This is a genomic window from Nocardia sp. NPDC051570, from assembly GCF_044454005.1.
Classification (GTDB): domain Bacteria; phylum Actinomycetota; class Actinomycetes; order Mycobacteriales; family Mycobacteriaceae; genus Nocardia.
Genome location: NZ_JBITDI010000011.1, coordinates 36,618 through 62,287, shown reverse-complemented (window position 1 = coordinate 62,287; position 25,670 = coordinate 36,618). Strand labels below are relative to the sequence as shown.

Genomic DNA, 25,670 nt, shown 5'->3' with positions numbered 1-25,670 from the left:
TCCCGGTCAGAGCAGCGGGCTCGCGGGTTCGAGGCCGAGCAGGCTGCGTCCGTAGGCCTCCGCGCCCACGGTCGGGGCCATCAGCGCGTGATTGGCGAAGGCCAGCACATCGCGGTGGAAACGCTGGAAGTGGCTGCTGCTGCGGATCACCGAACCACCGGCGGCGGTGTACAGCTCGTCGACCACCTCCCGGGCCAGCCGCACCGCATAACCGGTGTGGCCGCGGATGGCGAGCTTCTCCTCGGTCGCCAGATCCATCCCCGCGTCCGCGCGCTGCTGTGCCAGCGTGGCGCAGCGGTCCAGCAGCGCCTCGGCGGCGGCGAGTTTACTTGCGACCGTACCGAACTGGATCTGGGTGAGCGGATGCTGCACCTGATCGAACCAGGTGGTGTAGGTGATCGGCCGACCCGGCACGCGCTCGAGCATCAGCTCGTAGGCGCCGCGGGCGATGCCGACGATGGCCGCCGCCGATTCGATGACGACCAGGCTCATGAACGAGTAGCCGCGACCCGGCATCGCGGCGTTCCAGCGGCCCGGATCGCCGCCGAACAGCATCTGATCGATCGTGATGGCCCGATGGGCCGGGACGAACACATCGGTGATGGTGAGTGTGCAACTGCCGGTCCCCGCCGCCGCGCTGACCTGCCAGTCGTCGATGATGCCCAGTTCCGAGGTCGGCACCGCGGCCAGCAGCGACCCCCAGCTGCCGTCGGCGCGCTGCAGGCCGCCGGGGATGAAACTCCATTCGGCGCTGCGGCATCCGGAGGCGAACGGGCAGGCGCCGTTGAGTTTGTAACCACCGTCGACCTCACCGAACATACTGGTCGGGGCGACACTGATGGAGAAGCGGGTATCGGTGTCGGCGAAGATCTCCTCCTGCGCCCGATCGGGCAGCAGCGAGGCGAGATACGCGCCGTCGGTGGCGGAGTTGGCCACCCACGCACTCGATCCGCAGCCGCGGCCGATCTCGCCCAGCAGGTGGCAGATCTCGATCAGTGGCAGATCCAGGCCCCCGAACCGCTCGGGCACCGCGGCCCGGAACACCCCCGCCTCGGTGAGCAGTCGCAGATTCTCTTCCGGCAGTCTGCGTTCGGCCTCGGCCGCGAGCCCGTTGGCACGCAATACCGGGACCGCGGCACGCACCGCGGACAGCACGGATTCCAGTTCGGTTGTCAATCGCTTGGTTTCATCGGTTGAAGTCACCGGGGCTCCTCGTTCACCATGGTCGGGACACATCGGACAATCTGGCAGGGTGGCAAGAGTGGATATCGTTACGCCGACTCCTTACGTCGAGACCACGACCACGGTCGACGCCGAGCGGGTGCGCGCCTATGCCGCGGCGACCCTGCAGGATGAACTGGCCGTCGACCGCAACGGTGGCGTCCCACCGCTTTTCGCGATCGGCGCGCTGGCGGGCCCGGCGATGGAAGAGCTGCGCGGTCGTCATCTCGACGCATCGGTGCAGGCCCTGATCCACATCACCCAGACCGTGCGGATCGGCGCCGCGCCGCGCACCGGCGAGACGCTCGACATCCGCGCCCGCATCGCCGAGGTCTTCGATATCGGACCGGCGCCCGCGCTGATGCTCGAGGTGCACGCCGGGCCGACGGTCGGCACCGCGACGGTGCTGCTGCCCGAACAGCCACGGGTGCAACGCGGTTCGCCGCGCCTGACCCGGCCCGAGCGGGGCGAGGCGATCGGCGAGCGCGAGATCGAGCTGCCCGATGAGCTGCCCGCCCGCTATGCCGACGCCAGCGGGGATCACAATCCCATCCATCTCGATCCCGAATTCGCCCGCAGCGTCGGACTTCCCGGTGTGGTCCTGCACGGCATGGCGACCTACGCGATCGTGTGGGCGGCCGCCGAACGCGTGCTGGCCGAGGCCGGGGGACCGGACGCGGATCAGCGATTCGTCGGCTCCCGAGTGCGTTTCGCCCGTCCGGTCGTTCCGGGGGCCGCGCTGCGGGTGCGGGTGCACCGGACCTCCGACCCGGCGCAGTTGACCGTGTCGGTGGAGCAGCACGGGCGACAGGTGTTGCGCGACACCTACTTCACGCTCGACCGACCGGGCGACTGACTCGGCTCGGATCATCCGCGCCACCGGATCGCGGCCGCGGAGGCCATATCGCCGGCGTGCGCGAATCCGGCGACGACGACCAGATCGCCGTCGGTGACCGCGCCGGAGCGCAGCGCGCGTTCGAAGGTCACCGGCACCCCGGCGGTGTACAGGTTCCCGAACTCCTCATAGGAGTCCAGATGCCGCTCCTCGGGCACGCCGAGGGCTCGGCGCCAGTTCTGCAGGAACATCTTGTTCGGCTGATTGGTGATCAGCACGTCGATATCCTCGGTGGCCACCCCGATCTGCTTGCACACATCGGTCACCGCCTCGGGCACCAGCCGGTTGCCGCGCGCGATGATATCGCCGAGTTTCTCGTGCGGGAAGCTCACCATCAACTCCTCGGTGCCCGGCTCCCAGTACTTCCTGGTTCCGGTCAGGCCGAGATCGCGGGCGTATTCGGGTGCATGGAGCACGCTGGCCCCCAGCAGCGGCGCACCGTCGGTCGCGCTGACGTAGGCGACGCCGCAGCCGTCCCCGGCCACCGATGCGTACGGGCTCTTGCGCACCTTCGGTTGCGAGAAGAACTGTCCCGCACCGTTTTGCACATTGCACAGCAGCGCGGTGCGCACCGCCCCGGCGGTGATCATCGTATCGACGATCTTCAGCATGTACCCGAACGAGGCGCAGCCGCCGTTGTGCAGATCGGTGATCCACTGCGGACTACAGCCCAGTAACTGGCTGGCCTCCGCGCCCGAACCGGTGATCGGATGATCGGGCAGCATGACATTGGTGATCAGCAGATCCACCGCACCGGCCGGTTCGATGCCGAGCCGGGCGAACATCGGCCCGGCCGCGGCGGCGATCATCTCGGCGGCGCGTTCGTCGCGAACATGATGGCGGGTGGTGGGCGTCTTGAACAGCGGATTGCTGGCGATCGGGCTCGCCAGCTCCGCCTCGGTGAAGAAGAAGGTCGCCGGGACGGGCGGGCCGGGCAGATAGCTGCCGAAATCTCTGATGCCGGTGGGCATATCGTCGTCCGTTCTCGAATCTAACAGCGTTGGAAGATGATTCGCGCGAGACCGGCGTGGCGGCGGCGGAACACCTGGATCGACACCTTCAGATAGCGCTCGTAGCGCTCGACGGTCTCCGCGCCCACCAGCGCCACCGCCGCCGCCCGGTTCGCGCGCAGCTGGTCCAACCAGACCCCGCAGGTCATGGCGTAGTGCGCGGCGTCGTTGCGGACCGACACCACATCCATCAGCCCCTCGCCGGCGGCGAATACCTCGGCCAGCCAGGGCACTTCGGATTCGGGGAAGATCCAGCGGTTGAGCCAGATCATCTCGCGCTGGATCGACCAGTCGGCGTCGGTGTTGTGGCCGCGCACGATGGTCTGCAGCCCGAGCCGGCCGCCGTCGAGCAGCCATTCCCGGCAGCTGGTGAAGAACTGCCGATACGCCTCGATCTTGCGTTCCCGGCTCATCCCGGGAGCGGCGAAATGTTCCATCGCGCCGATGGAGACGATCGCGTCGTAGGGCTGTGCGGGGCGATGATCGGTCCAGTTCTCCAGCCGCAGATCGCAGCGCTCGTCGGCCCAGGCGGTGGTGGTGGCCAGCTGCGCCGCGCTCAGCGTCAGCCCCGTCACATGCTCCACCCCGTGGGTGTCGAGCAGCCGCCGAACCATGGCGCCCCAACCGAATCCGACATCGAGCACGCGTTCGACGCCGACCGCGTCCGCGCCGACGGCCAGATAGTCGTGTTTGCGTTGCTGCGCGCGTTCGAGGGTGTCGCCCTCGCCCTCCCACAGCGCGCAGGAGTAGGTCATGGTGGGGTCGAGCCAGAGCCGGTAGAACTCGTTGCCCGCGTCGTAGTGATGTTGGATGGCTGCGGCCGAGGCCCCGAGATAGCCTGCGTCGGTGGTCATTTCATGCCCCCGCGGGACGGTGCCGGGCCGGTGCGGGCGATGCGCCCGAGCCGTTCCATGCGTGCGGCCAGGGTGATGGTGCCCTCCAGCCGGAACGGTGGCGGGCGTCGTCCGTCGACGTCGTCGAAGCCGTACTTGTCGGCCAGCTCGCCGACGGCCAGCCGGGCACCGGAATAGGCCGCCAGCTCCGGATCGGCGCTCAGCGCCGCGACCGCTCGGCCGACGTATTCGGGCGAATGCGCGATCTGGGCGGGGCCCTCGCCGACCAATTCCCATGCGCCCGCGACTCGTTCGGTGCGCACGAATCCCGGATGCAGCGCCACCGCGACGACGTCGGTCTTGCGCAGATCGTAGGCCATGCCCACGACCATCCGATCCGAGGCGTATTTGCAGATGTCATAGGGCATCTGGCCGAGGTACACCTCACCGTCGGTGAACGACACGTTCACGATGAGCCCGGCCGGGGCCGCCATCAACAGCGGCGCCGCGAGCCTGCTGACCGCGTACTGCCCGCGCAGCGATCCGGCGAACAGGTCGTAACGCCACAGCGGTTGTTTCCAGAACGGCGCATGGAAGGGCGCCTCCTCGCTGAACCGCTCGTAACCGGCCCACGCATTGTTGACCAGCAGATCCAATCGTCCAGTGGCGGAGAGTATTTCGAACAGCGCGGCGTTGTCGGCATCGTCGGTGTGATCGCACCGCACCGCGATGCCCTTACCGCCGCGCGCGCTGAGGAGTTCGGCGGTCTCCTCGACGGTGCCCGGAATCCCCTCGGTGCTGCCGCCGGCGCGGGTGCTGCGCCCGGTGACGTACACCGTCGCGCCGCACTCGCCCAGGGCGAGTGCGACACCGAGTCCGACGCCGCGGCTCGCGCCGGTCACCAGGGCGACGCGGCCGGACAGGTCCGGTGGTTGCCAGCTTCCACTCGTCGCCATATCAGGTCCTTCTCGTCGAGGTCGGGGACGCGGATTCGTCGGCCCAGTACTTCAGGCTGTTGCGATAGGCGGCGCGGTCATCGGGGAAGTCCAGGCCGAGGCGCTGTCCCAGTTCGGTTTTCGAGCTGGGCAGGACGCCGCCCGCCTCGAAGGTCATCTCGCTCACGTCGATCAGCACCTTGATGAACGACCGGCTCAGCGGATGCAGTTCGGCCAGCGGAACGGGCAGCGGTCGCCGCGGATCGACGATGCGCAGCTCCCCCAGGTCCCGCCCCAGTGATTCGGCGTGTTCGGTGAGGATCTCCCGGCCCTCGGGAACGGTCATGGCGTCGCCGCCATAGGTGAGCCAATAGATCTGTCCGCGCAGATCATCCGCCTCGACGGCCCGCACGACCGCGTCGACGGTGACGTCGAGGGGGACGAAATCGAGCCGGTTGGTGGGATGCGCGGGCAGGTAGGGCGCCTTGCCGCGGCAGATGAATTCCGACATCACCTGCACGATCTGGCGTTTGCTGCTCGCCCCGGTCCGGGAGTCGCCGACCAGATTGGTGGGCCGGAAGATCGAATACGGCACCCCGCTCGCGGCGAGTAACCGCTCCGCCTCGAGTTTGGACCAGACATAGGGGCGGACCACGTTGTCCTCGGCGACCCCGGCCAGTCCGGTGCGTTCGATGCCGTGCACGAAACAGGTGCTCAGATAGTGCACGGGCGCACCGGCCCGGCGGGCGAATTCGACGACCCGTGCGGTGCCGTCGATGTTGATGTCCTGATAGCGGGCCCGGTCCTGGCCCCAGGTGGTCAATGCGCCCGAATGCACGACCACGTCCGTACGTTCGGCCAATTCGTGCCAACCGGATTCGGTCAGGCCCAGCCACGGCCGGGACAGATCGCCGTGCACCACCTCGTCGACATCGGGCAGTTCGGTATCGGCGTGGACCAGTCCGGTGACGTGATGGCGGGACAGCTCGGAGACCAGCGCGCGTCCGATCACCCCGGATGGACCGGTCACCAGAATGTGTCGTTTCCGTTGTGCTGAGCCAACTTTCATATGGCCTGCCTCACCGCTTCCTCTGAACTCCCCCACCACTGTCGAATGGACTCGCTCGCCTTCATAGGGACTCGGCGAGCTGTATCGTCGCGACGGGCGCGAATCCCCCCTCGGCGAGCAGCTGACGGCAGCGGTGCCGCTGCACCTTCCCGCTCGGCGTTCGCGGTAACGCGTTGCGGCGCAGGAAGACACATTCCTCGAGCAGCAACGCCCCGGTCGACATCGCCGCTGTCGCGGCGCGGCGCGCCACCGCCTCGTGATTCACCCGGGCGCCGGTCTCGAGCAGCAGCGTCAGCCGGGACCGGCCGGGTAGCCGCGTATCGATCAGCGTCGAACAGCCCAACCGCAGATCGTTCGCCGCCTCGATGGCCTTCTCGACCTCGCGCAGATACACATTGCGGCCGCCGACGGAGATCATGTCGTCGCTGCGGCCCACCGGATAGAGGTGACCGTCGACGACGAAACCGAGATCGCCGGTGTCGAGCACGCCGTCGCTGAAATGCTCCGCGGTGCGCGTGGCGTCGCCGTAGTATCCGGTCGCCAGCGAGACCGAGCGAAACCTGATGGGCGCCAACCGATCCCCGCCGGGTTCGGGTTCGATCAACGTCATCCCCGTGCAGACCGGACCGGCGCTGACGACCTTCGTCGCACCGGGATCGTCCGGATCGACCCGGCGCAGCAGACCGGCGGCCAGGGCCACCGAATCCATCGCGAGGAAACGCGGCTCCTCGGATATCGGCGTCGCGGTGACCGCCAGGGTGCCCTCGGCCAGGCCGTAGGCGGGCATCAGGGCCCGGCGGCGCAGCCCGAATCGGCCGAGGTTGGCGATGGCGTCCTCGAGGACCTCCCAGTGCACCCGTTCGGCGCCGATGATGGCCGCCTTCAACTGATCCAGCGACCCGGGCAGCTCCTTGACGCGCAGCGCGGTCACGCGCGCCGCGACCTGCAGGGCCGTCGGGCTGCCCGCCGTGTAATGCGCGCCGTAGCGGGCGATATCCTCGAACCAGGTGCGGGGGGACATCAGAAACCGTTGCGGCGTCGAGTAATACGTCGTGACGTCGTTCCACCAACCGCTCAGCAGTCCGCCGAACAGACCCATATCGTGCGACCACGGCAGCCAGGTGACCCCGATCTCGCCCGGTTCGGCCGCGGTGAGATGCGCGAGCATATCGAGCTGGGCAGCGATCGCCCGCGGCGTCAGCATGCACCCCTTGGGTGTGCCGGTGCTGCCCGAGGAGTATTGGATGAACGCCACCTCGTCCTCGCCGGGCGGAGTCGGCTCGGCGGCGCTCCCGTCGGAGGACAGCGATTCGAACGAATGCGCCGCGACGGTGGGGTGCACCGGCTGCGGCAATGCCGCCAGGGTGGCCGAATCGGCAAGCAGCACAACGGGTTCGAGGTGCTCGCAGATGCCGCGCAACTGTTCGGCGTAGCCCGCCGCATCGGTTCCGGCCACCCGCACCGGCAGCGAGGCCACGGCGGCGCCGCATATCCAGCCCGCCGTCAGGGCCCGGGCCGCGCCCGGGCCGTTGGCCAGCACGGCCGCGATCCGGGTGCCCGGTCCGACCCCGAGCCGGCGCAGCGCCGGGGCCGTTCGCTGCGCCTCGTCGATCAGCTCACCCCAGGTCATCGAGGTGTAATCGCCATCGACCCAGAACCGGGCACACGAGTCGAATCCCCGTGCGTCGGCGATCAATCGCTGCCACAGAGTCATTCGACGTCCGCTACATCGATCGGACCCCTGTCCTTGGTGCTCGCCTGTCCGCGTTCGGCGAGGGGACGCAGCGGCTGATGCGGCGCCGCGCGGCCGCTACCGACCCGGGTGAGCCCGTCGGCCCGCATCCGCAGCTTGGCCGGATCGATGCGGATCACGTCCCAGGCCAGATGCGTCTTCTCCAGGGAGTAGATGGTGATCGCGCTGAGATCCAGTTCCCACCAACGCATTCCGTGCCGCGCCGACCGTGGGAAGGCGTGGTGGTTGTTGTGCCAGGACTCGCCGAACGACGGGATCGACAGCCAGGCCACGTTGCGGGATTCGTCCGCGGTATCGAAACGCCGCCCGCCGAAGTAATGGCCGATGGAATTGACGGAATAGGTCACGTGATTTCCGATGAACATCCGCACCAGCCCGCCCCAGAGGATTCCGGTGAGAAAACCCGCGAGCGTACCGGTGAGTGCGAGCCCGAGCAGTCCCGGTAAAAGCAGACCGGCCAGTACTACCGGCAGGAAACGAATGGACAGGAAACGGATATCGGCATCGCGACAGAGGTCGGGGCAATACCGCACCGGATCGGAGGTGAGATGCTTGTCGAACAGCCAGCCCAGATGCGAATGCCACAAACCCTTCAGCACGCCGCGCGGCCCGGCCTGATCGTCGAAATACGGCGAATGCGGATCGCCCGGCTTATCGGCGACGCGATGGTGCCGGCGATGATGGGCGACCCAGATCAGCGGCGGCCCCTGACCCGCCATTGCGCCCGCAGTAACAAGGAAGATCTTGATGGGACGATAGGTCTTGAACGCGCGGTGCGCGAGGAGCCGATGGTAACCGATGGAGACACCCAGTCCGGCGATCACGCTCATGATCACGAATACCGCGATATCAGAGGGTCCGACCAGTGAATTCCACAGCAGCACGACGGCCGCGACGACTCCGGCGAACGGAAGGAGAGAGGCGACGAGAATATAGATGTAATGCTCGCGGCCGTTCATCGCGGCACCTCCTCTTCCGAGGGGAACTTCTCGGCGAGTATCTCGTTCGCGAGTGCGACCAGGGCGCCCAGCGTCTTGACGTCCGCCGCCTGCGCCGGATCGAACTCGATCTCGTAGTCCTCCTCGATCTCGAAGACGATCTCCGCGGTCTGCAGGCTGGACAAGCCCAAATCCTCCAGGGGAGTCTGCTCGGTGAGCACCAGGCCGGTCGGGAAATTGCCTTTCAGCTTCTGCTTGATCTTGGTCTCGACCTCTTCCAGAGTAATCACTGATCAGCTCCTCTTTCGTGCTGGTAACGCGCGTCGAGATGACTCGGAGGATCGGTTGACTACGCTGTCTTCGAGCGCGGACTAATGGAGTGCCCCGAATTGGTAGGGGCAATCTGGAATCAGATATCCGCGATTGATCTTCCCCCGAGCAATGTGACGTCGGACTTGTGTGACGTTACTGCTACGGCGAGTAACGTGTCAACGCTGGACAGTTCTGGGGCCTTGCGTTAAAACGGTGATCTTCATGGCCGGGTTTCCGCATTGTTGCCGTCCGCGTGCGTTTGCAGTGTGCACACCCGTTTCACGTCGACGCCGATGCGTCTCTCATTGGTTGCTCAATACGAATACAGCGAGCCGATGCCCCTTGTTCAGGGGTCTGGATGACTTGGTTATCCGGTACGTTTCATTCGGCATATTACTGATAGTCGAAGATCGTCCGCGATCAGGTGGCGACCGGTGTTGACGCCGCCGCGATCCGGCTGGTTCACTCGTACGAGGTGGGGCGGAAGAATCACTGCACGACCACATTTCGGGGAGGCACTATTGCCGACAGGAACCGAACCTCCAACCCGACTGATCATTGTTGTGACCGATAACAATATCGTGGCGGCGGCTGCCGTGCGCGCAGTGACCGATTTGTCGGCATCCGCCGTACCCGATCGCGACGAGTATCGCCAAGTATTGGCGCGGGCACGGCGCTTTCTCGCCCTGGCCACTCCCGACGACGCCCTGCGCCTGGTCGAGGCGCCCTCACTCGAACGTGTCCCGGACGCGGTGGCCCAGGCGGGCTGTCCGGCCGGGTCGGTGCTCACCCTGCTCATTGTCGACCACCACGAATACCGTTACCGGGTCACCGATCCGGCCACACTCGAGCGGCGGATCGCCGAACTGGCCGCCGCGCTGCCCGATTCGATCGAGTTCGAGCCCTCCCCGACCACCGTGCAGATCTACACCGATCCCGATGTCGACCCGTTCGTCTCGCTGGAACACTTCACCCCGCGCTGGCGGCCCGATGAAGACTGGGTCGTCACCGCCGATATCGCCTGCGCGGTGGTCGATTCGATCCACGCGCACCGCACCAACAGATTCCGCCCCGACCTGGGCCGCAGCGCCCTGGCCGGCGCGCTCGCGGATTTCCTCGACGAGGCGGCGGGCAACGACTGGGGGCTGCATTACTACACCGGCTCGGTCGTCGCCTCGTTCATCGACGATCTCGGCGAACACGCGCGGCGGCAGGGCAATCCGGTCGTGCGCGGCCCGAGCGAACACAGCCTGGCCTGCGCCGCGCTGGCCCGCTGGTCGCTGGACCGTGCGCCGTATCTCATCGTCACCACCAGCGGTATGCACGACGAATTCCGCGGCACGCTGGCCAATCTGTGCCGCGTCGCCGCGGCGGGCTTCATCGTCTGCGCCGATTCCCGGCCCGGACAGTGGTATCCGTTCCAGGGCACCATCCACCGCCACGAGGACTCGCGAGAGGCGTTGCGGGCCAAGGGAATCGCGCTCGTGCACATTGCCGTGGCCGCCGATATCCCGCGCGGGCTGGCCGAGGCGTTCGCGCACTATCGCGCGGGCCGAGGCCCGCTGCTGATCATCGCCTCGCGCGATGTGCTCCAGGTCGCGGGCGAACTGGATCCGATCGAGATTCTCCCCGCCGCGCCGCCGCCCCCGATCGAGGTGCGTCCGACCGCGTTCGAGGATCTCGTGGACCTGATCAACTCCGCGCCCAAACGGCTGCTGTGCCAGCCCGCCGAACTGACCGACACCGGGCGCGAACTCGTCTACACCCTCGCCGCCAACGCCGGTGTGGCGCTTACCGATTCACTCGCCCGGCCCGGTTCGGTCGCCGCCTATCGCCAGGGCGTCGCGGTGCGGGAGTTCCTCGGCACGATGAGCCTGTACGGCTACTCCGCGCGGGTCTACGAATACCTCTACTCCGACGGCCGGGTGCGCCCGGCCGACGAACAGGCCCTGCTGTTCGTCGACACACCGATCGCCGAGATCGACACCCCGTTCTCCGAACCGGCGCTGCGCCGGATCGCCCCGGCCCAGATCGTGTCCGACGACCGCGATCGAGCGCCGTTCGCGGGCATCGTCGTCACCGGAGACCCGGAGAAGGTGCTGCGCGCGCTGCTCGACCGGCTCGATGTGGACCCGGCGGTGCTCGCGCTGCGCCAGGGGGCCATCGACGCCACCACCGATTCGCGCTCGGATGTCATCGGGCTGCTGCCGATTCGGCCGATGACGATCAACTACTTCGTCCGTCGATTCCGCACCGAACTGGTCCGGCTCATCGAGGAGGACGGCTACGACTACCTCGGCGTCTACGACGTCGGCCGGGCGGGCCTGTCGGCCACCTGCAATCTGCCGCGCACCCGCGTCGGCTATTCGGGCTGGTTCGGCCGGGCATTGATGGGCGACGCGCTGCAGGCGCTACCCGGCGTGATCACCCGGCGCGACACCAACGTGCTGGCCTTCATCGGCGACGGCTCGGCCGCATTGACACCGGATATCGTGCCGACGCTGATCCAGCAGATCGTCGTCGACGGCTCGCCGTTCCCGCACAACCTGAGCATCTTCCGGTTCGTCAACGGCGGTCATTCGGTGATCCGCACCTATCGCGAGAGTCATCGGCTGTCCGCGATCGGCACCCAGACCAGCGTGGTCAGCCATCTCGACGACGACTGGGATCGGACCGTCGGCCCGCTCACCGTGCGCCACCGCCGGGTGCTGGCATTCGACGATATCGACCTCGCGCGGCTGACCCGGCCGCACGGCATCGATCTGTACAGCGTGGTCCTGGGCCACAACAACGAGGGCGACGGGCTGAGCATGTTGTCGGCGTTCAGCTGGCAGCGCGACGAATTGTCCAGCCGCGCATTGTCATTGGCAGGCGTACTGCCGAGTGGGAGGTCACGGTGAAGTTCGGATTTCTGGTCCATCCGGTCTCGGTGGAACAGCAGAACATGATTCGGGCCGCGAGCCTGCTCACCGCGACCGTCGCCGGACGTGCCGGGCGCGGGTCGGGCGGATCGGCGGCACAGTATCTTCCGGTCCCGTCGTTCGGGCAGGTCGTCTCGCCGACGGGCGCTACCTGTTCCGGTGAGGTGCGCTATATCCCCTATACCGCACAGGATCTGCTCGGCCGGGTCTCCGATTCGGTGTCCTATGTGGTGGATCAGGTGCGCGCGCTGCAGGCGGGCGGGGCCGAACTGGTCGGGCTCGGCGGGGCCACCTCGATCATCGGCAACCGCGGCCTGCGCATCGCCGAACAGGTCGACATCCCGGTCACCAGCGGCAACTCCCTGACCGTGTACGCCGCGCACCGCCTGGTGCACGAGGTACTCGACGCCCTGGGCGAGCGGATCGAGGAGGTACCCATCGGCGTGATCGGCGCCCCCGGTGCCATCGCCAGCGCGTTGGCCGCACTGCTGCTCGAAGATGGCGCGACGGTCCTGCTGACCTGCCGCAAGGGCCGGGTCGATCCGCTACTGCTGCTCGCGGAATTCCCACAGCGGCACCGCGATCGGATCAGCATCGTCGATCAGATCTCCGAATGTCTGTCCCGCAGCACCGTCGTGCTGTCGGCCTCCTCCACCGGGGGCATCATCGAGGAATCGGCGTTGCGACCGGGCACGGTCGTGATCGATGTCGCACTGCCGCGGGATGTGGTCCGCGCCGAGCGGCCCCGCGACGATGTGCTGATCCTCGACGGCGGCCTGATGTCGGGGGCGGGTGCGATACTCGGATCCGCGTTCGGTCTCACCGAACAGCTCAACGGCTGCCTCGCCGAGACCATCGTGCTGGGACTGGAGCAGCGCGCCGAAAACTATTCTCTCGGAAGGACACTCGATACCGAGCGGGTCGGCGAGATCGGGGCGCTCGCCGCCCGGCACGGCTTCCGGGTCGCGCCGCCGGCCAGCCTGGGCAGGCCGCTGCCCGCCGGACGCCTGGCCGCATTCGCCGCCGTCCGCGGCCGGATACGCGGCGGCGGTATGGACGAAAGCACCCTGGCCCGGACGAGATTCGCGAAGTACGTGAATCCGCGCGTCGGGCAGATGTATACCGTGCACGGGATCGACCGGGTGTTCGTCGGCGGCCGCGGCGCCGTTCTGACCACCGCTGACGGCACCGAATACCTCGACTTCGTGGCCGGATACGGCTGCCTCAACGTCGGCCACAACCATCCGACGGTCACCCGCGCCGCGCGCGGATTCCTGACCGGCGGGCAACCGACCTTCGTGCAGTACACCTCGGTGCCCGCGCGCACCGGCGAACTCGCCGAACGACTGTGCCACCTGGCGCCCGGCGCGATGGAGCGGGTCTTCTTCAGCAATTCGGGCACCGAGGCCGTGGAGGCCGCGCTGAAGATGGCCCGCGCGGCCACCGGTCGGACCCGAATCATCTATGCGGACAACAGCTTCCACGGCAAGACGCTGGGCGCGCTCTCGGTCACCGGCCGCGAATCGCATCGGGCGCAGTTCCATCCGCTGCTGCCCGACTGCATCCAGGTCCCCTACGGCGACGAGGAGGCGTTGCGCGCCGCGGTCACGGGCGCGGCCGCCTTCATCGTCGAACCGATCCAGGGCGAGGGCGGCGTCGTCATCGCCCCGCAGGGCTACCTCGCCGCCGCCGCGCGGATCTGCCGCGAGGCGGGCGCGCTGTTCATCGTCGACGAGATCCAGACCGGGCTCGGCCGCACGGGCACGATGTTCGCCTGTGAATCGCAGCTGGTCGAGCCGGATGTGCTGTGCCTGGCCAAATCGCTGTCGGGCGGGCTGGTTCCGATCGGCGCCACCCTGACCACGGCCGCGATCTGGGACGCCGCCTACGCCTCCCCCACCCGCTCGATCGCCCACACCTCCACCTTCGGCGGTGGCAACTTCGCCGCCGCCGTGGCGCTGGCGACACTGGATGTGATTGTGGGAGAGGAACTTCCGGCGCGCGCCGATCGGCTCGGCAAGCGCTTGCGGGCCGGGCTGTCGCAGGTCTGCGCACCCTACGATTTCATCGCCGAGACCCGCGGCGTGGGCCTGATGAACGCGATCGCCTTCGAGCCGGGCTACTTCACCGGCGCGACCGGCGCCGCGGTCGGCGAGGCGCTGACCCGCCTGCCCGGCGGCCTGCACGAGCTGGCCGACACGCTGCCCGATGTGGTGAGCGCCAGCCTGCGCCAAGCGGGCGCGGCGATGGAACAGGCGCTGACCGATCTGCTGTGCATGCGATTCGTCTCCGCGCTCGGCGCCGACCACCGCATCCTGACCTTCATCACCGCCAATACCAATCAGGTGATGCGCATCCAACCGCCGCTGGTGGTGACCGAGGCCGATATCGATCGCTTCGTCGCGGCCACCGGCGAGGTCTGCGCCACCGTGCAACCCCGGCTGGGTCGCTGATCGTGCGACACGCCCGAATCCTAGGAGGAAGTCTTGGATCGCAACCTCATTCGTCAGCGGGTCATCCGGATGCTCAGCGACACTTTGAGTATGTCGACCGACGAACTGGACGACGAGAAGATCGATCTGCGCGACGATCTCGGTATGGATTCCATCGACTTCGTCGACCTGATCGAGCTGCTCGAGGCGGAACTGGGCCGCACCGTCGAACGCGAACAGCTGGGCGGGGTGCGCACCATCGGTGATGTCATCGATATGGTGCGCGAACTGGCGACCACCCAGAGTGCGACCGCCCCCGGAACCGCCCCATGACGAGCCGTCCGGACACCGCGCCCGCGGAGCATCGGCCCGAGGATTCGGACCCACCGCCCCCGGCCGACGGATCCGGTTGGGCCGCGGCCGTTTCGGGTTTCGCCGCGCGCAATCGGTGGCGACTCGTCGCGGTGTGGGTGGTGCTCCTGGTCGCCGGGGGGATCAGCGCCGTCTCGCTCACCGGATCGCTGCAGGCGGGCGGCTGGGACGTCGCCGGTTCGGGCACCGTGGCGGTGCGGGATCTGCTGTCGCAGGGCCTGGTCGGACGCGGGGCCACCTCCGCTGCGCTGGTGGTCCACGACCGCGATAACACCGCCGCCTCCCCCGCCTTCGATCAGCGCACCCGCGAGGTCTTCGATCAGGTGCGGTCGGATCCGCGGCTGCGCGTGACGAGCAGCTTCGGCTGGAGCACGCTGTCGCCGCTGGCCCGGGGCACCTTCCTGGGCAAGGATCGCGCGACGGTGGTGACCTCCGTCGGTTCGGGGCTGTCCGACGACGAGGCGACCAAGGATCTGCCCGGCATCGAGAAGGATCTCAATGCCCGCTTCGACTCCCAGGGCCTGGATGTGGCGCTGGTGAATGTGCAGATCTTCCAGGGTGCGATCAACGAGGATTCGGTGCTGAGCCTGGTCCGCGCGGAGGCGATCGCCCTGCCGCTGGTCGCGCTCGTGCTGCTGTTGCTGTTCCGCAGCGTGGTCGCCATGCTCGCGGCGCTGGCGACCACGCTGACCAATGTGGTGTTCGCGCTGGGCATTCTCGGTGTCGTCGCGCGGCATGTCGAGCTGTCCATCTTCGTCCAGAACGTCGTGCTGATGTTCGGCCTCGGTGTCGGCGTGGACTATTCGCTCATCACGATCAAACGGTTCAAGGAGGAACTCGCCGCCGGGCGGGACGTGGGTTCGGCGGTCGCGCGCACGGTGGCCACCGCGGGACATACGGTCATCGCGTCCGGGGTGACGATCATCGTCGCGGCGGCCGCGCTGTTCGTGGTGCCGCTCAACGCGATCGTCTCGATGGCCGCGGGCGCCGCGCTGGTGGTGGCGATCGCGGTGCTGGTATCGAGCCTGCTCACCCCGGTGCTGCTGCATCTACTCGGTCACCGGATCAATACCGGCGCGGTGCGGCTGCCCGGCCGCATCGGCGGCGCGGAGACCGCCGACGACACCGCATTGACCGGCCATCGCTGGTATCGGGCCGCGCTGGCGGTCATGCGGCGACCGGTGACATTCCTCGCCGCGGGGGCCGTGGTGCTGATCCTGCTGGCGATTCCGGCGCTGAGTATGACCCTGTCGCTGCCGGATCTGCGCGTGCTGCCCGCGTCGTCGCCGGTGCGGATCGGATCTCAGTACATCGCCGACGAATTCGGTCCCAGCGCCGCGCTGCCGGTCCAGGTGGTGGTCCAGAGCCCGGCCCCGGTCACCGATCCGGCCGTGGCCGATGAGCTGACCCGTTTCGTCCACGATGTCGGCACGCTGCCTGATGTGCAGGCGGTGAACTCGGCGATGACTGTGCTGCAACAGGTTTCGCCCGCGAATCCGTTCGCCGCGCTCGCGCCCGCGGCCTTCGACCGGCTGCCCGCCGACGCGCAGCAGGGCGTGCGCTACTTCGTGCCCGCCGACGCGCACCGCTTCGTGGTCGAGGTCATTCCCGCGCACGATCCGGCCGATCCCTCGACGACCCGGTTGCTGAACCGGATCGAGGATCGGACCCATCAGTTGCCCTCGCCGCTCACCGCGGAGGTGGGCGGCATCGCCGCGCGCTCACAGGATGTGAACCGGGTGATCTCCCACAGCCTGCCGCTGGTGATCGCACTGATGCTGGTCGCGGTGTACGTCGTGCTGCTGCTGTCGTTCCGCTCGGTATTCCTGCCGCTGAAAGCCATTGCGATGAACGTGCTGTCGGTCGGTGCGACCTTCGGCGTGCTGGTGATGCTGTTCCAGTACGGATGGAACGGTGGGGCGTTCGACCATGCCGGATATCTGGTGTCGTTCGTGCCGCCGCTGATCCTCGCGATGATCGTCGGCCTGAGCACCGATTACGAGGTGTTCCTGCTGAGCCGGGTGCGCGAGGAGTATCGCGCGAGCGGCGACAATCGGCTCGCCGTCGCGCGGGGTATGGCCCGCACCGCACCGCTCATCACCGGCGCCGCCATCCTCATGATCGTCGTCTTCGGCGCGTTCGGCCTGGCCGGGAACATGCTGATGCAGCAGATGGGAATCGGGCTCGCCGTCGCGGTCGCACTCGACGCGACGCTGGTCCGAGTCGTCATCGTGCCCGCGGCGATGAAGCTGATGGGCAGATGGAATTGGTGGCCGTCGCGCTCGGTGCGCCCGGCCGACACCGTCCCGGTCTTGGGAGGCACGGATGTACACGAATGATGACCGCTGCGATGTGCTGGTGGTCGGTGCGGGGATCGGCGGCGTCTGCGCCGCGACCCTGCTCGCCCAGCAGGGCTATCGAGTCCTGTTGACCGAACGGCTGAATCGGGTGGGCGGGCGCGCCTCGACCGAACCGATCGACGGATTCCTGGTCAACACCGGGGCCGCGGCCTTCGAATTCGGCGGCACGCTGGAACAGGTGTGCCGGACCGTCGGCGTGCCCTACGGCGCCGACCCGGCCACCGGCCGCGGCATCCGGGTGCCGCGCCCGGCCGTCGTCCTGCGCCTGGGCCGCATGAATATCGATCTCACCCCGGTGATCGGCGGCTGGGCCAACGGCACCTTCCGCTGGATCTGCCGCGTGAGCCTCGACCGGCTCCCCCGCATGGCCGCCAAGCGCGGCGTGGCGGTGGAGGAGGTGACCTTCGAGCAGTGGCTGAGCCGGTTCACCAAGAATCGATGGATCCACGCCATGCTGCGAAATCCCCTGGCGTCGTTCTTCGTCACCGAGACCGACGAGTTGCCCGCGGCGGCCGTCTTCACCTTCTTCGCGCACAACACCGGCCTGCGCAAGTTCGGATTCCATCCCGAGGGCAGTATCGGGCTCTCGCGAATGCTGCTCGACCGTTTCACCGAATTCGGTGGGCGGTTGCGGACTTCGACCGAGGTGCGCCGATTGCGGATCGAGGACGGCCACGTCGTCGGTGCGGTGCTGACCGCGGACGGCGCCGAGACCGAGATCGACTGTCTCGCCGCGATCAGCGATGCGGGTCCGCGCGCGACGGTCGAACTCGTTGGCGAACAACACTTTCCGCAGTCCTATCTACAAGCGGTCAAAACCGTCCGGCCCGCCGCGCTGATGGCGGTCAACTTCGCCATGCCGACCTCGCTGGGCCGCTTCGGCGCCATGACCTTCGGCCCGACCCGCAACAGCAGACTGCTCGAACTGATGAACTTCACCGCCACCTGCCCGGAGATGGCTCCGCCCGGATGGCATCTGTATCTCGGCTGGGGCCTGCCCGCGGGCGGCGATTTCGACAGCGAGCGGGAATCGCAGCTACTGCTCGAGGATCTCCGCGAGGCGGTGCCCGGATTCGACACCGCCCGAGTGCTTTCGGTGAAGGTGAACCGGGACGACTGGCCGGCCCAGCACGCCTCGCCCGGCACCGATCTGCGTCCGGCCACCCCGATCGCCAACCTGTGGAATGTGGGCGACGGGGTAAAGGATTTCGGCGACGGCGGTATGGAATCGGTGGCCAAGACCTCCCGCGCGGTAGTGGATTCGGTACTGCGTGATATCCCTGTTCCCGGTCGGCACTGAGCAGGTGCGTCACCGCAACAGTTTCTGAATCTCCCTGGCAAGGTGGACATTCCCTGCGGCTATGAACTTCTGGCGCTTACTCATTGCGTCCTTGATGTCTGCCAATGACGTCAGATTGTCATCGAGAGTCAAAGGCGCGCCGTGCAAGTCGACCACTTCACCGCCTGCGGCTCGCAGAATATAGCGCCCCGGGGAGAGATCCCAGATCGCGAAGCCTTTGGCGAACTCGATCATCGCGTCAGAAAACCCAGCAGCGACGTGGCAGAGTCCGACGGATCCGAAATCGAGCCCGATGCGGCCCCTGGCTCTGCCATCTACGGATTTCGCGCTGAGCGCTGTGAAGAAGTCGCGTTGTACTGCGAGGGGGTGGAACCGTTGTTCGGGCCGCATGAGGTAGTTCGTCACCAGCGCCTCGGACAGACGTGCCTGAGATGGTCGGTCGAGGACGTGTTCGCGTCCGTCCCTTGTGATCAGGAATGCGCGATCGGTTCCGTCGTGGTCCTGGGCGGCGAGGTAAAGCTGGAAGTGATGGAAGATGTCTCCGACGACGGCGGTGATGGGTCGGGCTTGTCGGCGTGAGTAGACCATGACGTGGGTGTATCCGTACAGACCCCGCACGGCCAGCTCGCTGGTATCGAGGGGGTCGACGAGAACGCAGAGATCGGGATCGGGGTCGCTGCCGATGACCTCGGGGTCGGCTTCCTCGGATGCGTAGACGAAGGAGGGCAGATGATGGCCGAGGAGTTCTTTGTACCGCCGGTGCATCCAGAGGTCGTATTCGGACAGGAAGTTGTCGCTGTGGCGGAGATTCTCGTTCTCGCCGCGATCGCCGGTGAGCGCGGCCTCGACGAGTCGAGGCCGAATTTCGTCCATGGCTTGCCGAACCGTGCTGGCGATATGCTGGGCGAGTTCGGGGATGGCGCTGGGATTGGTCACGGGTGAGGCCCTTTCGGGTTAGCGCAACTCGAGCGGGGGTTCGATTCCGGGTGGGCTCATGGTCGCGGCAATGAAGACGGCTTCGAACTCAGCGGCATGCATGATCTTCGCACCGGTGAGATCGTCGAAGCTGGCGACGCTGAGGTCACGGCCTTTCGTCATGGCTCCGAAGACGGCGAAGTAGAGTTCGGCACCGGTGTATCGCGCTCGGATCTGGCGGGCGAGGTATCCGATGACGTTGGCGTGTTTTACCTCGAAGTCGCAGATGACGATGGTGGGTTCGGTTCCGGCGGTGGGAAGAACGAGGCGTCGTCCAGGTCGACAAAGTGTCCGATCAGCGGCATAGCGGATATTGCCCGTGTCGATGTCGGTGATCCCGGCCTTTTCCCGTTCGCCGGGGTGACCCGGGATGTAGGTGGTGATCAGCGGGCCCGCGCCGCGAGCCTCGGCAGTGCGCAGGTTGCCGATCGCATCGAGGGTTTCGACCGCGCCGTTGGCGGTCAGGTTGTCTCAGCTTGATCTTCAGCCTTCAGGGCTGTGACGGGTCATCGGTCCTGCGGTCGCTGACCTCGTCTTCTCGTGTGGTGGCGGCTCCATTTCGGGCACGCCGATCTGCATCCGGTAGGGCTGATCCACTGGCCAGGGCCAGGTTTCGGGTCCCCGGTGCCCCCCGGCCGCGGCGATCGCGGCGGTCAGCGTGGCGCGATCGCAGCCGCTGGCGAGCAGTGCCGACAACAGGATGCGGGCCTTGAGCGGGTGCAGATACCCGCACGGGATCAGGCCGCGCGACAGCAGATCGCGTTCGGAGCCCGGGAATCCGTAGGTCGATTCGAGCACCGGCCCCGCACCGGTCCGCGACGCCAGGACGACGGGGATCCGGGCGGCGAGGCGCTCGAGCGCCGGGACCATGGCGGCCGGGACATGGCCCGCGCCGAATGCCGCGACGACGAGTCCGTCGATGTGGTCGGCGATCGTGTTCAGCAGGGTCTCGTCCTCGCCGAGTGCGACCGTGAGAATCGGAACACGCTGCGCGCCCGCGGAGGTGCCGGGTACGACGGTGCGGTGGACGATCCGATTGTGAAAGCGTGGTTCGTCTTCCACCACAGAGCCCAGTGGGCCGCCGTCGAGTGAACGGAACGCGGCGGTGCTGGTCGTGTGGGTCTTGCGGACCCGCCGTGCGGCATGGATCTCGTCGTTGAATACGACCATGCAGCCCTGCCCGCGTGCCTGCGGGTCGGCCGCAACATGCAGGGCGGCAAGGAGATTCGCGGGCCCGTCGGCCCCCGCCTGCGTCGGATTGCGCATGGCTCCGGTGACCACGACCGGTTGCGGACCCGCATGGATCAGGTCCAGCAGATAGGCGGTCTCCTCGATCGTGTCGGTGCCCTGAGTGACGACGAAACCGTCGGCGCCCCCGCCGTATTCGCCGATCGCCTCGGCCAGCGCCAGGACATCGGAGAAGGTCAGCCCCGCCCCCGGCAGCTGCCGGAAATCCACGACCTCGACATCGATCCCGCTCGCGGCGAGCCCCGGCACCGCCGCCACGAGCTCCGCCGCCGACAGCGCCGGTGCGACCCCGCCGGTGGCGGCGGTCGACATGGCAATGGTGCCGCCGAGCCCGAAAACGACTACGCGACGGCCTGTTTCAGAATGCGACACCCCGGCAGCCTATGCCAGGACGGTCGGCGAGTTCGACAGGCCGACACCGGCGAGTTCGGCGAGCTCACGCGCGGAGCTCGAGCACTTCCTCGACTGACGACGAGGTGGCACTGTCACAACACGAGCGGGTGCTGCCCCATCCGCTGCTCGCCGTACACCGCGGAGGTGCGCACCGCATCGAAGCCGTATTCGATCATCGCGGTTTCGTAATCACGCACTGCCGCAACGCGATCCGCGCCACGGGCGATCTTGCCGAGTTGGGTGGCGAGGAGGTGGGCGTCGCGCAGCGCGATATTCGCGCCGATGCCGACGGCGGGGCTCATCGCGTGGATGGCGTCGCCGAGGAGGGTGACGGCGGTGGTCGGCCACGGTCCGATGGGCACGCTGGATCGCAGGACGAGCGGAAAGACGGTCGCGGGTGTCCACATGTCGACGATCGAGCCGACCATCGGGTGCCAGTCGCCGACCATGGTCGAAACCATCTCTCGCAGTTGATATCCGGTGGCGTCACGCAGTTCGGCGTCGGTGCGAGGCAGTAGTTCGGCTCGGGCGGCGAACAGGCACATCATGTAGTCCTCGGTATCGGTCAGCCGCAGCCCGGGGGCCAGTCGCGCGACCGTATGCTCGAACGGCCGGCGCAACTGCACCGGAGCGATGCCGATGTGTTGGCGGTCCGGGCCCGAGACGCCGGTGTAGAGCGTGAACAGGTGCTCGGGAATCCGTGCGGCGATGTCCGGGGTGAGCGGGAAACGACCGTAGACGATGCGCACGCCGGTGTCCATGACCCGCGCATGCGGCAGATACTGTTGGCGCACCGCCGAATTCACTCCGTCGGCGCCGACCAGGACATCACCTGTGGCCTGCGAGCCGTCGCGGAAGAGCGCGGTCACGGTACCGTCGGCGTTGGTCCGGTAGCCGAGGCATTCGCAGCCGAAGCGGACATTGTCGTCGAGTCCGTCGAGCAGGATCTGCCGCAGCGTCAACCGGTTGACCACCACGTTTCGGTCGTTGCCGGCCCCGCGACCAGGGTCTGTGGTGGGCAGCGGATCGAGCCCGGCATCGAATATGAGGCTCGGCCGCGGCATCGAACAGGTCGCCCACACCACCTGATTCAGTCGCGGCGGGAGCAGATCCTCCAGGGCGGTGAGCCCCTCTGGGTTGAGTCGCAGCCGATACCCCTGTCGGCGCGATGTGGGCGACTCGTCTCGTTCGTAGACGGCGACGTCGATGTTGTCGCGGCGAAGACCCTGGGCCAGAGCCAGTCCGCCCAGCCCCGCACCGATCACGATGACGCGCAGATTCGATTCGGTCATGCTCATCCCTCTCCAGGTTCGACTAAGAAAGGGACGTTCAGGACACGCATGAATCGTGTGTACGAGCGCGATGCGCCGCCCGGACTACCGACCGGGCCGTGAGTTTCGACGTCCAGAGGCACTCTATCGCAGCCGCGATCGTGACGCCTGATCGCCAGCCGAAACGACATTGTGACCGAGAGTGATCATCGCTGAGACCGAATCGGACGACGATGGGTGGCAAAAGATGAGGTGGTGGGCAGCATATGCTCGACGATCCCGACCAGGCCCAGGCCCGAGTCTTCCTCCGGGTCCTCACCGCCCGAGCGCATGCTCTGGCACGTGAGATGACATTCGGGCACAACCACACGCCGGGGGCGCGACGTCGCCTCGAGGCCGAATTGTCCACGGTCTGCGGCTATATCGACCGGCTGCATCGGCGGTTCCCCGACACCGCGGCCGATCGGACGACCTGACCGAGACGATCCGGCCTCCGGTCGACGCTCGACCGGAGGCCACTCCTCGCCGGTCGAGCAGTACGCCCGACCGCGAATGTCGTTGATTCAGAGCGCTTTCAGGGTGAGGTGCAATACTGCAATCCGATTCACGCAGTATCGTTGCGAATACCTAGAGGAGCGATCGATGGCCGGTAACATTCTGACGGATGCTCGATTGGCCGCGACGTTACGCAGAGAAGACTATGGATTCTTCGGGCCGAATTCGGTTTCATGGCAGGTCTGGTCACATCCGGCGATGTTGCTCGGCCTGCAGCGGGCGATATCCTTACAGTTCCTGAATCCGTTCTTCGCGGCCGCGCACGAGGACGCGCAGGCCATATATCAACGCCCGGCGCATTTCTACGACATCACGCTCTCCTTCGTGCTGAGCGGAATCTTCGGGGACAGCCGGACGGCGCTGGAGACCTCCGACTTCATCATGAAGATCCACACCCATGTGAAGGGCGTCGAGCCGATCAGCGGCCAGCGCTATCACGCCAACAGCCCTGAGGCGCAGCTCTATACCCACGTCTGCACCTGGCATTCGGTGTTGAAGTGCTACGAAGTGTTCGGGCCGGGACCCCTGGAACCCGCCGCCGAACAGCAGTATTGGGCCCAATGCGCGATCGCCGCGGAGCTGTTCACCTGTAAGCCCGCCGACGTCCCGAGTTCGCGGGACGGCGTCCGCGAGTACTACACCGAGCTGCGGCCACGCCTGTGCGTGTCCGACCATGCCATTTCCGGTATGCGCCAGCAGTTCTACACCTCCGGCCCGTACGCCGATCTGAAGATCGCCGCGGTCAGCCGGATCGGTACGCCCGCCACGCTGGCGACCATGCCGACATGGATTCGGCAGCTGACCGGATTGGATCAGTCCGCCCTGGTGGACGCGGCGAGTATCCCGCTCTTCCGGACCGTTCTGCGCACGGTGGCGGCCTCACACCGCGCCACCTGGACCGCCGTGCGGATCGCCGCCCCGATTTCCGGTCGCATCGTCCGCCAGCATTTCCTGGCGACTCGCCCGCATCGCGCGGACATCACGACCCCCGCGGCGGCGCGGAAGGTCTACGGCCGTGTCTCGCACAAGAATTCGGCCGGTGATTCGCGCTACACCATCGAATCCGAGGCCGTCCGATGACCGCACCGCACCGCCGGATCCGCCCCGCCCGCCTGCTGCCGCCCCTGCCGATGCCTCTGCCGCTGGTCCGCGCGACGGTGCATCCGGTCTACCGGATCGCCTTCAACCACCGATTGCCGTGGACCACCCAGCGCCGCCTGCTGGATCTGACCGCACTGTTGCAGCCGCTGCCGAAAGGCACTGCCGTACAACCGATGACATTGGCCGGACGCCGCGCCGAACGCGTGACGGCCGGACCGGTCGAGGGCCGCGAGGCGATCCTGTATCTGCACGGCGGCGGCTTCACCGTCGGCTCGATGCGGACCCATCGCTCCCTGGCCGCGTATCTGGCGCGGGACACCCGGCGACCGGTCTATCTGCTCGACTACCGCCTCGCACCCGAACATCCCTATCCGGCCGGAATGGATGACACCCTGGCCGCCTTGCGCGCCCTGGCCGACGAGCACGGCCATCCCGCCGATTCGATTGTCCTGGGCGGTGATTCGGCTGGTGGCGGCATCGCATTGGCCGCCGCCCAGCAGCTGCTGACCCGCGACGACGCGAAACCCGCCGCCCTCGTACTCATCTCACCGTGGACCGACCCCAATGTGATACCAGAGCGACACCGCGATCTGGTCATCAACCGCACCTGGGGATCGGCCTGCGTCGCAGCGTATCTGGGCCAGGGCGATCCGGCCGACCCGCGCTTCGCTCCCCGCTGGGGCACGCTGGCCGGGCTCCCCCCGACCTATATCCACATCAACACCACCGAGCTGCTGTACGACCCGTGCACCGAATTGGCCACGGCCATGCGCGAAGCCGGGGTCGCACTCCGCTTCGTCGAGAGCACCACCCTGTGGCACTGCGCCCAGGCCCAGGCGGGCCTGCTCCGTGAGGCCGCCGACTCCCTGCGCGATATCGCCGACTTCCTGACCCGCGAGATCTGGGCCGCCCGAGAAGATTCGGGTTCGGCGCGGCCCGGTGCGCTCGGTTGAGCGGCGCGGGTGCTGACCGGATGTGGAGGAAGCGGCGTCGCCCGAATCGCCGGAGGAGGTCGTGGCGCGACCGGTTCAACGGATCTGTTTGTGGAAGATGAGGAAATCGCAGGGAGTGGCCAGTAGCGGAACCAGATGCGGATAGTCCTCCTCGAGCTCACCCTTGCCCACGAGGACGTAGTCGAGGCGGAGGTACCAGTTGCGCAGGAACTCCTTGACCGGGTGGGTCCAACCACGCGGCACCAGAAGTTCCAGCTGAACGGTGTCGGCACCCTGCTCGGCGCATCGTCGTTCGGCGAAATCCACCAGTGCTCGGCCGAGTCCGGTGCCCCGTTGTTCGGGCGCGCACACCAGCATGCCGAATTCGCCTACGCCGTCGCCGAATTGCTGTACTCGCACAGCCCCTGCGATCCGGTCGCCCACGTCGCGAGTGACAGCGATCTCGCCGCTCGTGATCAGCGATGCCAGCTCGGATGTTGTTGTGCGACTGTAGCCGTCGCGCCAGATACCTGCTTCCGCCACCGTGTATACACGGTTGATCAGTTCGGTCAGCTCCGCCATCAGCACGACATTTCCTGCCGCCTCCACGGGGAGCATCTCGATGGACGCCATCGATGCCTCCTTCGACTCCAAGATCGACGATAACGCATACGAGCGGGCAGTCGATCCGGTAGCGCAGCGCCTGATTCCGGTGGCGGTCATATGCATCGAAAGGTGTTGACCGTCACCGGCATCGGCTGCAGATCCGGGCCGGAACGAAGAGGAGCGCGCGGTGCTGTTCGCACCGGTGTTACGCGGTCAGCTGCAGTCGCATCTCTCTCGG

22 protein-coding genes are annotated in these 25,670 nt (G+C 67.3%); 10 read left to right on the top strand and 12 right to left on the bottom strand.

What is annotated here, in order from left to right:
- Positions 1–6 precede the first annotated feature (6 nt).
- Positions 7–1,203: an acyl-CoA dehydrogenase family protein gene (locus ACIA76_RS26470; RefSeq protein WP_397155184.1), complete on the bottom strand. Its 1,197-nt coding sequence runs from the start codon at positions 1,201–1,203 to the stop codon at positions 7–9.
- 58 nt (positions 1,204–1,261) lie between these two features.
- On the opposite strand from ACIA76_RS26470, the gene ACIA76_RS26465 reads away from it, so the two are divergent.
- Positions 1,262–2,077, top strand: coding sequence for a MaoC/PaaZ C-terminal domain-containing protein (locus ACIA76_RS26465; RefSeq protein WP_397155182.1), 816 nt, complete (start codon positions 1,262–1,264; stop codon positions 2,075–2,077).
- Between the two features lie 11 nt (positions 2,078–2,088).
- Here ACIA76_RS26465 and ACIA76_RS26460 read toward each other — a convergent pair whose 3' ends face one another.
- From ACIA76_RS26460 to ACIA76_RS26430, 7 genes are all read right to left on the bottom strand, one after another.
- Complete coding sequence (locus tag ACIA76_RS26460; protein ID WP_397155180.1) at positions 2,089–3,087, bottom strand: 3-oxoacyl-ACP synthase III family protein; 999 nt, start codon at positions 3,085–3,087, stop codon at positions 2,089–2,091.
- A 20-nt stretch (positions 3,088–3,107) separates the two neighbouring features.
- Positions 3,108–3,980 carry a class I SAM-dependent methyltransferase gene (locus ACIA76_RS26455; RefSeq protein ID WP_397155178.1) on the bottom strand — a complete coding sequence of 291 codons (873 nt, stop codon included), beginning with the start codon at positions 3,978–3,980 and terminating at the stop codon, positions 3,108–3,110.
- Entirely contained in the window at positions 3,977–4,915 is a 939-nt protein-coding gene (locus ACIA76_RS26450; RefSeq protein WP_397155176.1) for an SDR family NAD(P)-dependent oxidoreductase, read from the bottom strand. Before ACIA76_RS26450 ends, ACIA76_RS26455 begins: the two co-directional genes overlap by 4 nt.
- 1 nt (position 4,916) lies before the next feature.
- Positions 4,917–5,924, bottom strand: coding sequence for an SDR family oxidoreductase (locus ACIA76_RS26445; protein WP_397155174.1), 1,008 nt, complete (start codon positions 5,922–5,924; stop codon positions 4,917–4,919).
- Positions 5,925–6,024: 100 nt separating this feature from the next.
- Positions 6,025–7,677, bottom strand: a complete 1,653-nt coding sequence (locus tag ACIA76_RS26440; protein WP_397155173.1) for an AMP-binding protein — start codon at positions 7,675–7,677, stop codon at positions 6,025–6,027.
- Positions 7,674–8,675, bottom strand: a complete 1,002-nt coding sequence (locus ACIA76_RS26435) for an acyl-CoA desaturase (RefSeq protein ID WP_397155172.1) — start codon at positions 8,673–8,675, stop codon at positions 7,674–7,676. The genes ACIA76_RS26440 and ACIA76_RS26435 overlap by 4 nt, the downstream gene beginning before the upstream one ends.
- Complete coding sequence (locus ACIA76_RS26430; RefSeq protein WP_397155170.1) at positions 8,672–8,944, bottom strand: acyl carrier protein; 273 nt, start codon at positions 8,942–8,944, stop codon at positions 8,672–8,674. The genes ACIA76_RS26435 and ACIA76_RS26430 overlap by 4 nt, the downstream gene beginning before the upstream one ends.
- 585 nt (positions 8,945–9,529) lie before the next feature.
- On the opposite strand from ACIA76_RS26430, the gene ACIA76_RS26425 reads away from it, so the two are divergent.
- Genes ACIA76_RS26425 through ACIA76_RS26405 form a run of 5 tightly spaced genes read left to right on the top strand, consistent with a single transcriptional unit; the run spans position 9,530 to position 18,351 of the window.
- Positions 9,530–11,866: a hypothetical protein gene (locus ACIA76_RS26425; RefSeq protein ID WP_397155169.1), complete on the top strand. Its 2,337-nt coding sequence runs from the start codon at positions 9,530–9,532 to the stop codon at positions 11,864–11,866.
- Positions 11,863–14,340 carry an aminotransferase class III-fold pyridoxal phosphate-dependent enzyme gene (locus ACIA76_RS26420; RefSeq protein WP_397155167.1) on the top strand — a complete coding sequence of 826 codons (2,478 nt, stop codon included), beginning with the start codon at positions 11,863–11,865 and terminating at the stop codon, positions 14,338–14,340. The genes ACIA76_RS26425 and ACIA76_RS26420 overlap by 4 nt, the downstream gene beginning before the upstream one ends.
- A gap of 33 nt (positions 14,341–14,373) precedes the next feature.
- Entirely contained in the window at positions 14,374–14,652 is a 279-nt protein-coding gene (locus ACIA76_RS26415) for an acyl carrier protein (RefSeq protein ID WP_397155165.1), read from the top strand.
- Entirely contained in the window at positions 14,649–17,030 is a 2,382-nt protein-coding gene (locus tag ACIA76_RS26410) for an MMPL family transporter (RefSeq protein WP_397155163.1), read from the top strand. The genes ACIA76_RS26415 and ACIA76_RS26410 overlap by 4 nt, the downstream gene beginning before the upstream one ends.
- Complete coding sequence (locus tag ACIA76_RS26405; protein ID WP_397155161.1) at positions 17,017–18,351, top strand: phytoene desaturase family protein; 1,335 nt, start codon at positions 17,017–17,019, stop codon at positions 18,349–18,351. The genes ACIA76_RS26410 and ACIA76_RS26405 overlap by 14 nt, the downstream gene beginning before the upstream one ends.
- A 9-nt stretch (positions 18,352–18,360) precedes the next feature.
- Here the strand turns inward: ACIA76_RS26405 and ACIA76_RS26400 are convergent, their stop codons facing one another.
- Complete coding sequence (locus ACIA76_RS26400) at positions 18,361–19,287, bottom strand: inositol monophosphatase family protein (protein ID WP_397155159.1); 927 nt, start codon at positions 19,285–19,287, stop codon at positions 18,361–18,363.
- 96 nt (positions 19,288–19,383) lie between these two features.
- Between ACIA76_RS26400 and ACIA76_RS26395 the strand changes: the two genes are divergently transcribed.
- Complete coding sequence (locus ACIA76_RS26395; protein ID WP_397155157.1) at positions 19,384–19,806, top strand: hypothetical protein; 423 nt, start codon at positions 19,384–19,386, stop codon at positions 19,804–19,806.
- Between the two features lie 3 nt (positions 19,807–19,809).
- Here ACIA76_RS26395 and ACIA76_RS26390 read toward each other — a convergent pair whose 3' ends face one another.
- Positions 19,810–20,946: an asparaginase gene (locus ACIA76_RS26390; protein WP_397155156.1), complete on the bottom strand. Its 1,137-nt coding sequence runs from the start codon at positions 20,944–20,946 to the stop codon at positions 19,810–19,812.
- A gap of 113 nt (positions 20,947–21,059) precedes the next feature.
- On the bottom strand, positions 21,060–22,259 hold the full coding sequence (locus ACIA76_RS26385) for an FAD-dependent oxidoreductase (RefSeq protein ID WP_397155154.1): 1,200 nt from the start codon (positions 22,257–22,259) through the stop codon (positions 21,060–21,062).
- A 245-nt stretch (positions 22,260–22,504) separates the two neighbouring features.
- On the opposite strand from ACIA76_RS26385, the gene ACIA76_RS26380 reads away from it, so the two are divergent.
- From ACIA76_RS26380 to ACIA76_RS26370, 3 genes are all read left to right on the top strand, one after another.
- Entirely contained in the window at positions 22,505–22,714 is a 210-nt protein-coding gene (locus ACIA76_RS26380; RefSeq protein WP_397155152.1) for a hypothetical protein, read from the top strand.
- A gap of 166 nt (positions 22,715–22,880) precedes the next feature.
- Positions 22,881–23,873: an oxygenase MpaB family protein gene (locus ACIA76_RS26375; RefSeq protein WP_397155150.1), complete on the top strand. Its 993-nt coding sequence runs from the start codon at positions 22,881–22,883 to the stop codon at positions 23,871–23,873.
- Positions 23,870–24,847 carry an alpha/beta fold hydrolase gene (locus ACIA76_RS26370; RefSeq protein WP_397155148.1) on the top strand — a complete coding sequence of 326 codons (978 nt, stop codon included), beginning with the start codon at positions 23,870–23,872 and terminating at the stop codon, positions 24,845–24,847. The genes ACIA76_RS26375 and ACIA76_RS26370 overlap by 4 nt, the downstream gene beginning before the upstream one ends.
- Positions 24,848–24,922: 75 nt before the next feature.
- On the opposite strand, the gene ACIA76_RS26365 is transcribed toward ACIA76_RS26370, so the two are convergent.
- Complete coding sequence (locus ACIA76_RS26365; RefSeq protein WP_397155146.1) at positions 24,923–25,459, bottom strand: GNAT family N-acetyltransferase; 537 nt, start codon at positions 25,457–25,459, stop codon at positions 24,923–24,925.
- Positions 25,460–25,670: the final 211 nt, after the last annotated feature.

Bases quoted from the DNA above. Each gene is read 5' to 3' on its own strand.
- ACIA76_RS26460 (WP_397155180.1), bottom strand. From the start codon at position 3,087: ATGCCCACCGGCATCAGAGATTTCGGCAGCTATCTGCCCGGCCCGCCC.
- ACIA76_RS26455 (WP_397155178.1), bottom strand. From the start codon at position 3,980: ATGACCACCGACGCAGGCTATCTCGGGGCCTCGGCCGCAGCCATCCAA.
- ACIA76_RS26450 (WP_397155176.1), bottom strand. From the start codon at position 4,915: ATGGCGACGAGTGGAAGCTGGCAACCACCGGACCTGTCCGGCCGCGTC.
- ACIA76_RS26440 (WP_397155173.1), bottom strand. From the start codon at position 7,677: ATGACTCTGTGGCAGCGATTGATCGCCGACGCACGGGGATTCGACTCG.
- ACIA76_RS26435 (WP_397155172.1), bottom strand. From the start codon at position 8,675: ATGAACGGCCGCGAGCATTACATCTATATTCTCGTCGCCTCTCTCCTT.
- ACIA76_RS26410 (WP_397155163.1), top strand. From the start codon at position 14,649: ATGACGAGCCGTCCGGACACCGCGCCCGCGGAGCATCGGCCCGAGGAT.
- ACIA76_RS26405 (WP_397155161.1), top strand. From the start codon at position 17,017: ATGTACACGAATGATGACCGCTGCGATGTGCTGGTGGTCGGTGCGGGG.
- ACIA76_RS26395 (WP_397155157.1), top strand. From the start codon at position 19,384: ATGCATGATCTTCGCACCGGTGAGATCGTCGAAGCTGGCGACGCTGAG.
- ACIA76_RS26385 (WP_397155154.1), bottom strand. From the start codon at position 22,259: ATGACCGAATCGAATCTGCGCGTCATCGTGATCGGTGCGGGGCTGGGC.
- ACIA76_RS26380 (WP_397155152.1), top strand. From the start codon at position 22,505: ATGCTCGACGATCCCGACCAGGCCCAGGCCCGAGTCTTCCTCCGGGTC.
- ACIA76_RS26375 (WP_397155150.1), top strand. From the start codon at position 22,881: ATGGCCGGTAACATTCTGACGGATGCTCGATTGGCCGCGACGTTACGC.
- ACIA76_RS26370 (WP_397155148.1), top strand. From the start codon at position 23,870: ATGACCGCACCGCACCGCCGGATCCGCCCCGCCCGCCTGCTGCCGCCC.
- ACIA76_RS26365 (WP_397155146.1), bottom strand. From the start codon at position 25,459: ATGGCGTCCATCGAGATGCTCCCCGTGGAGGCGGCAGGAAATGTCGTG.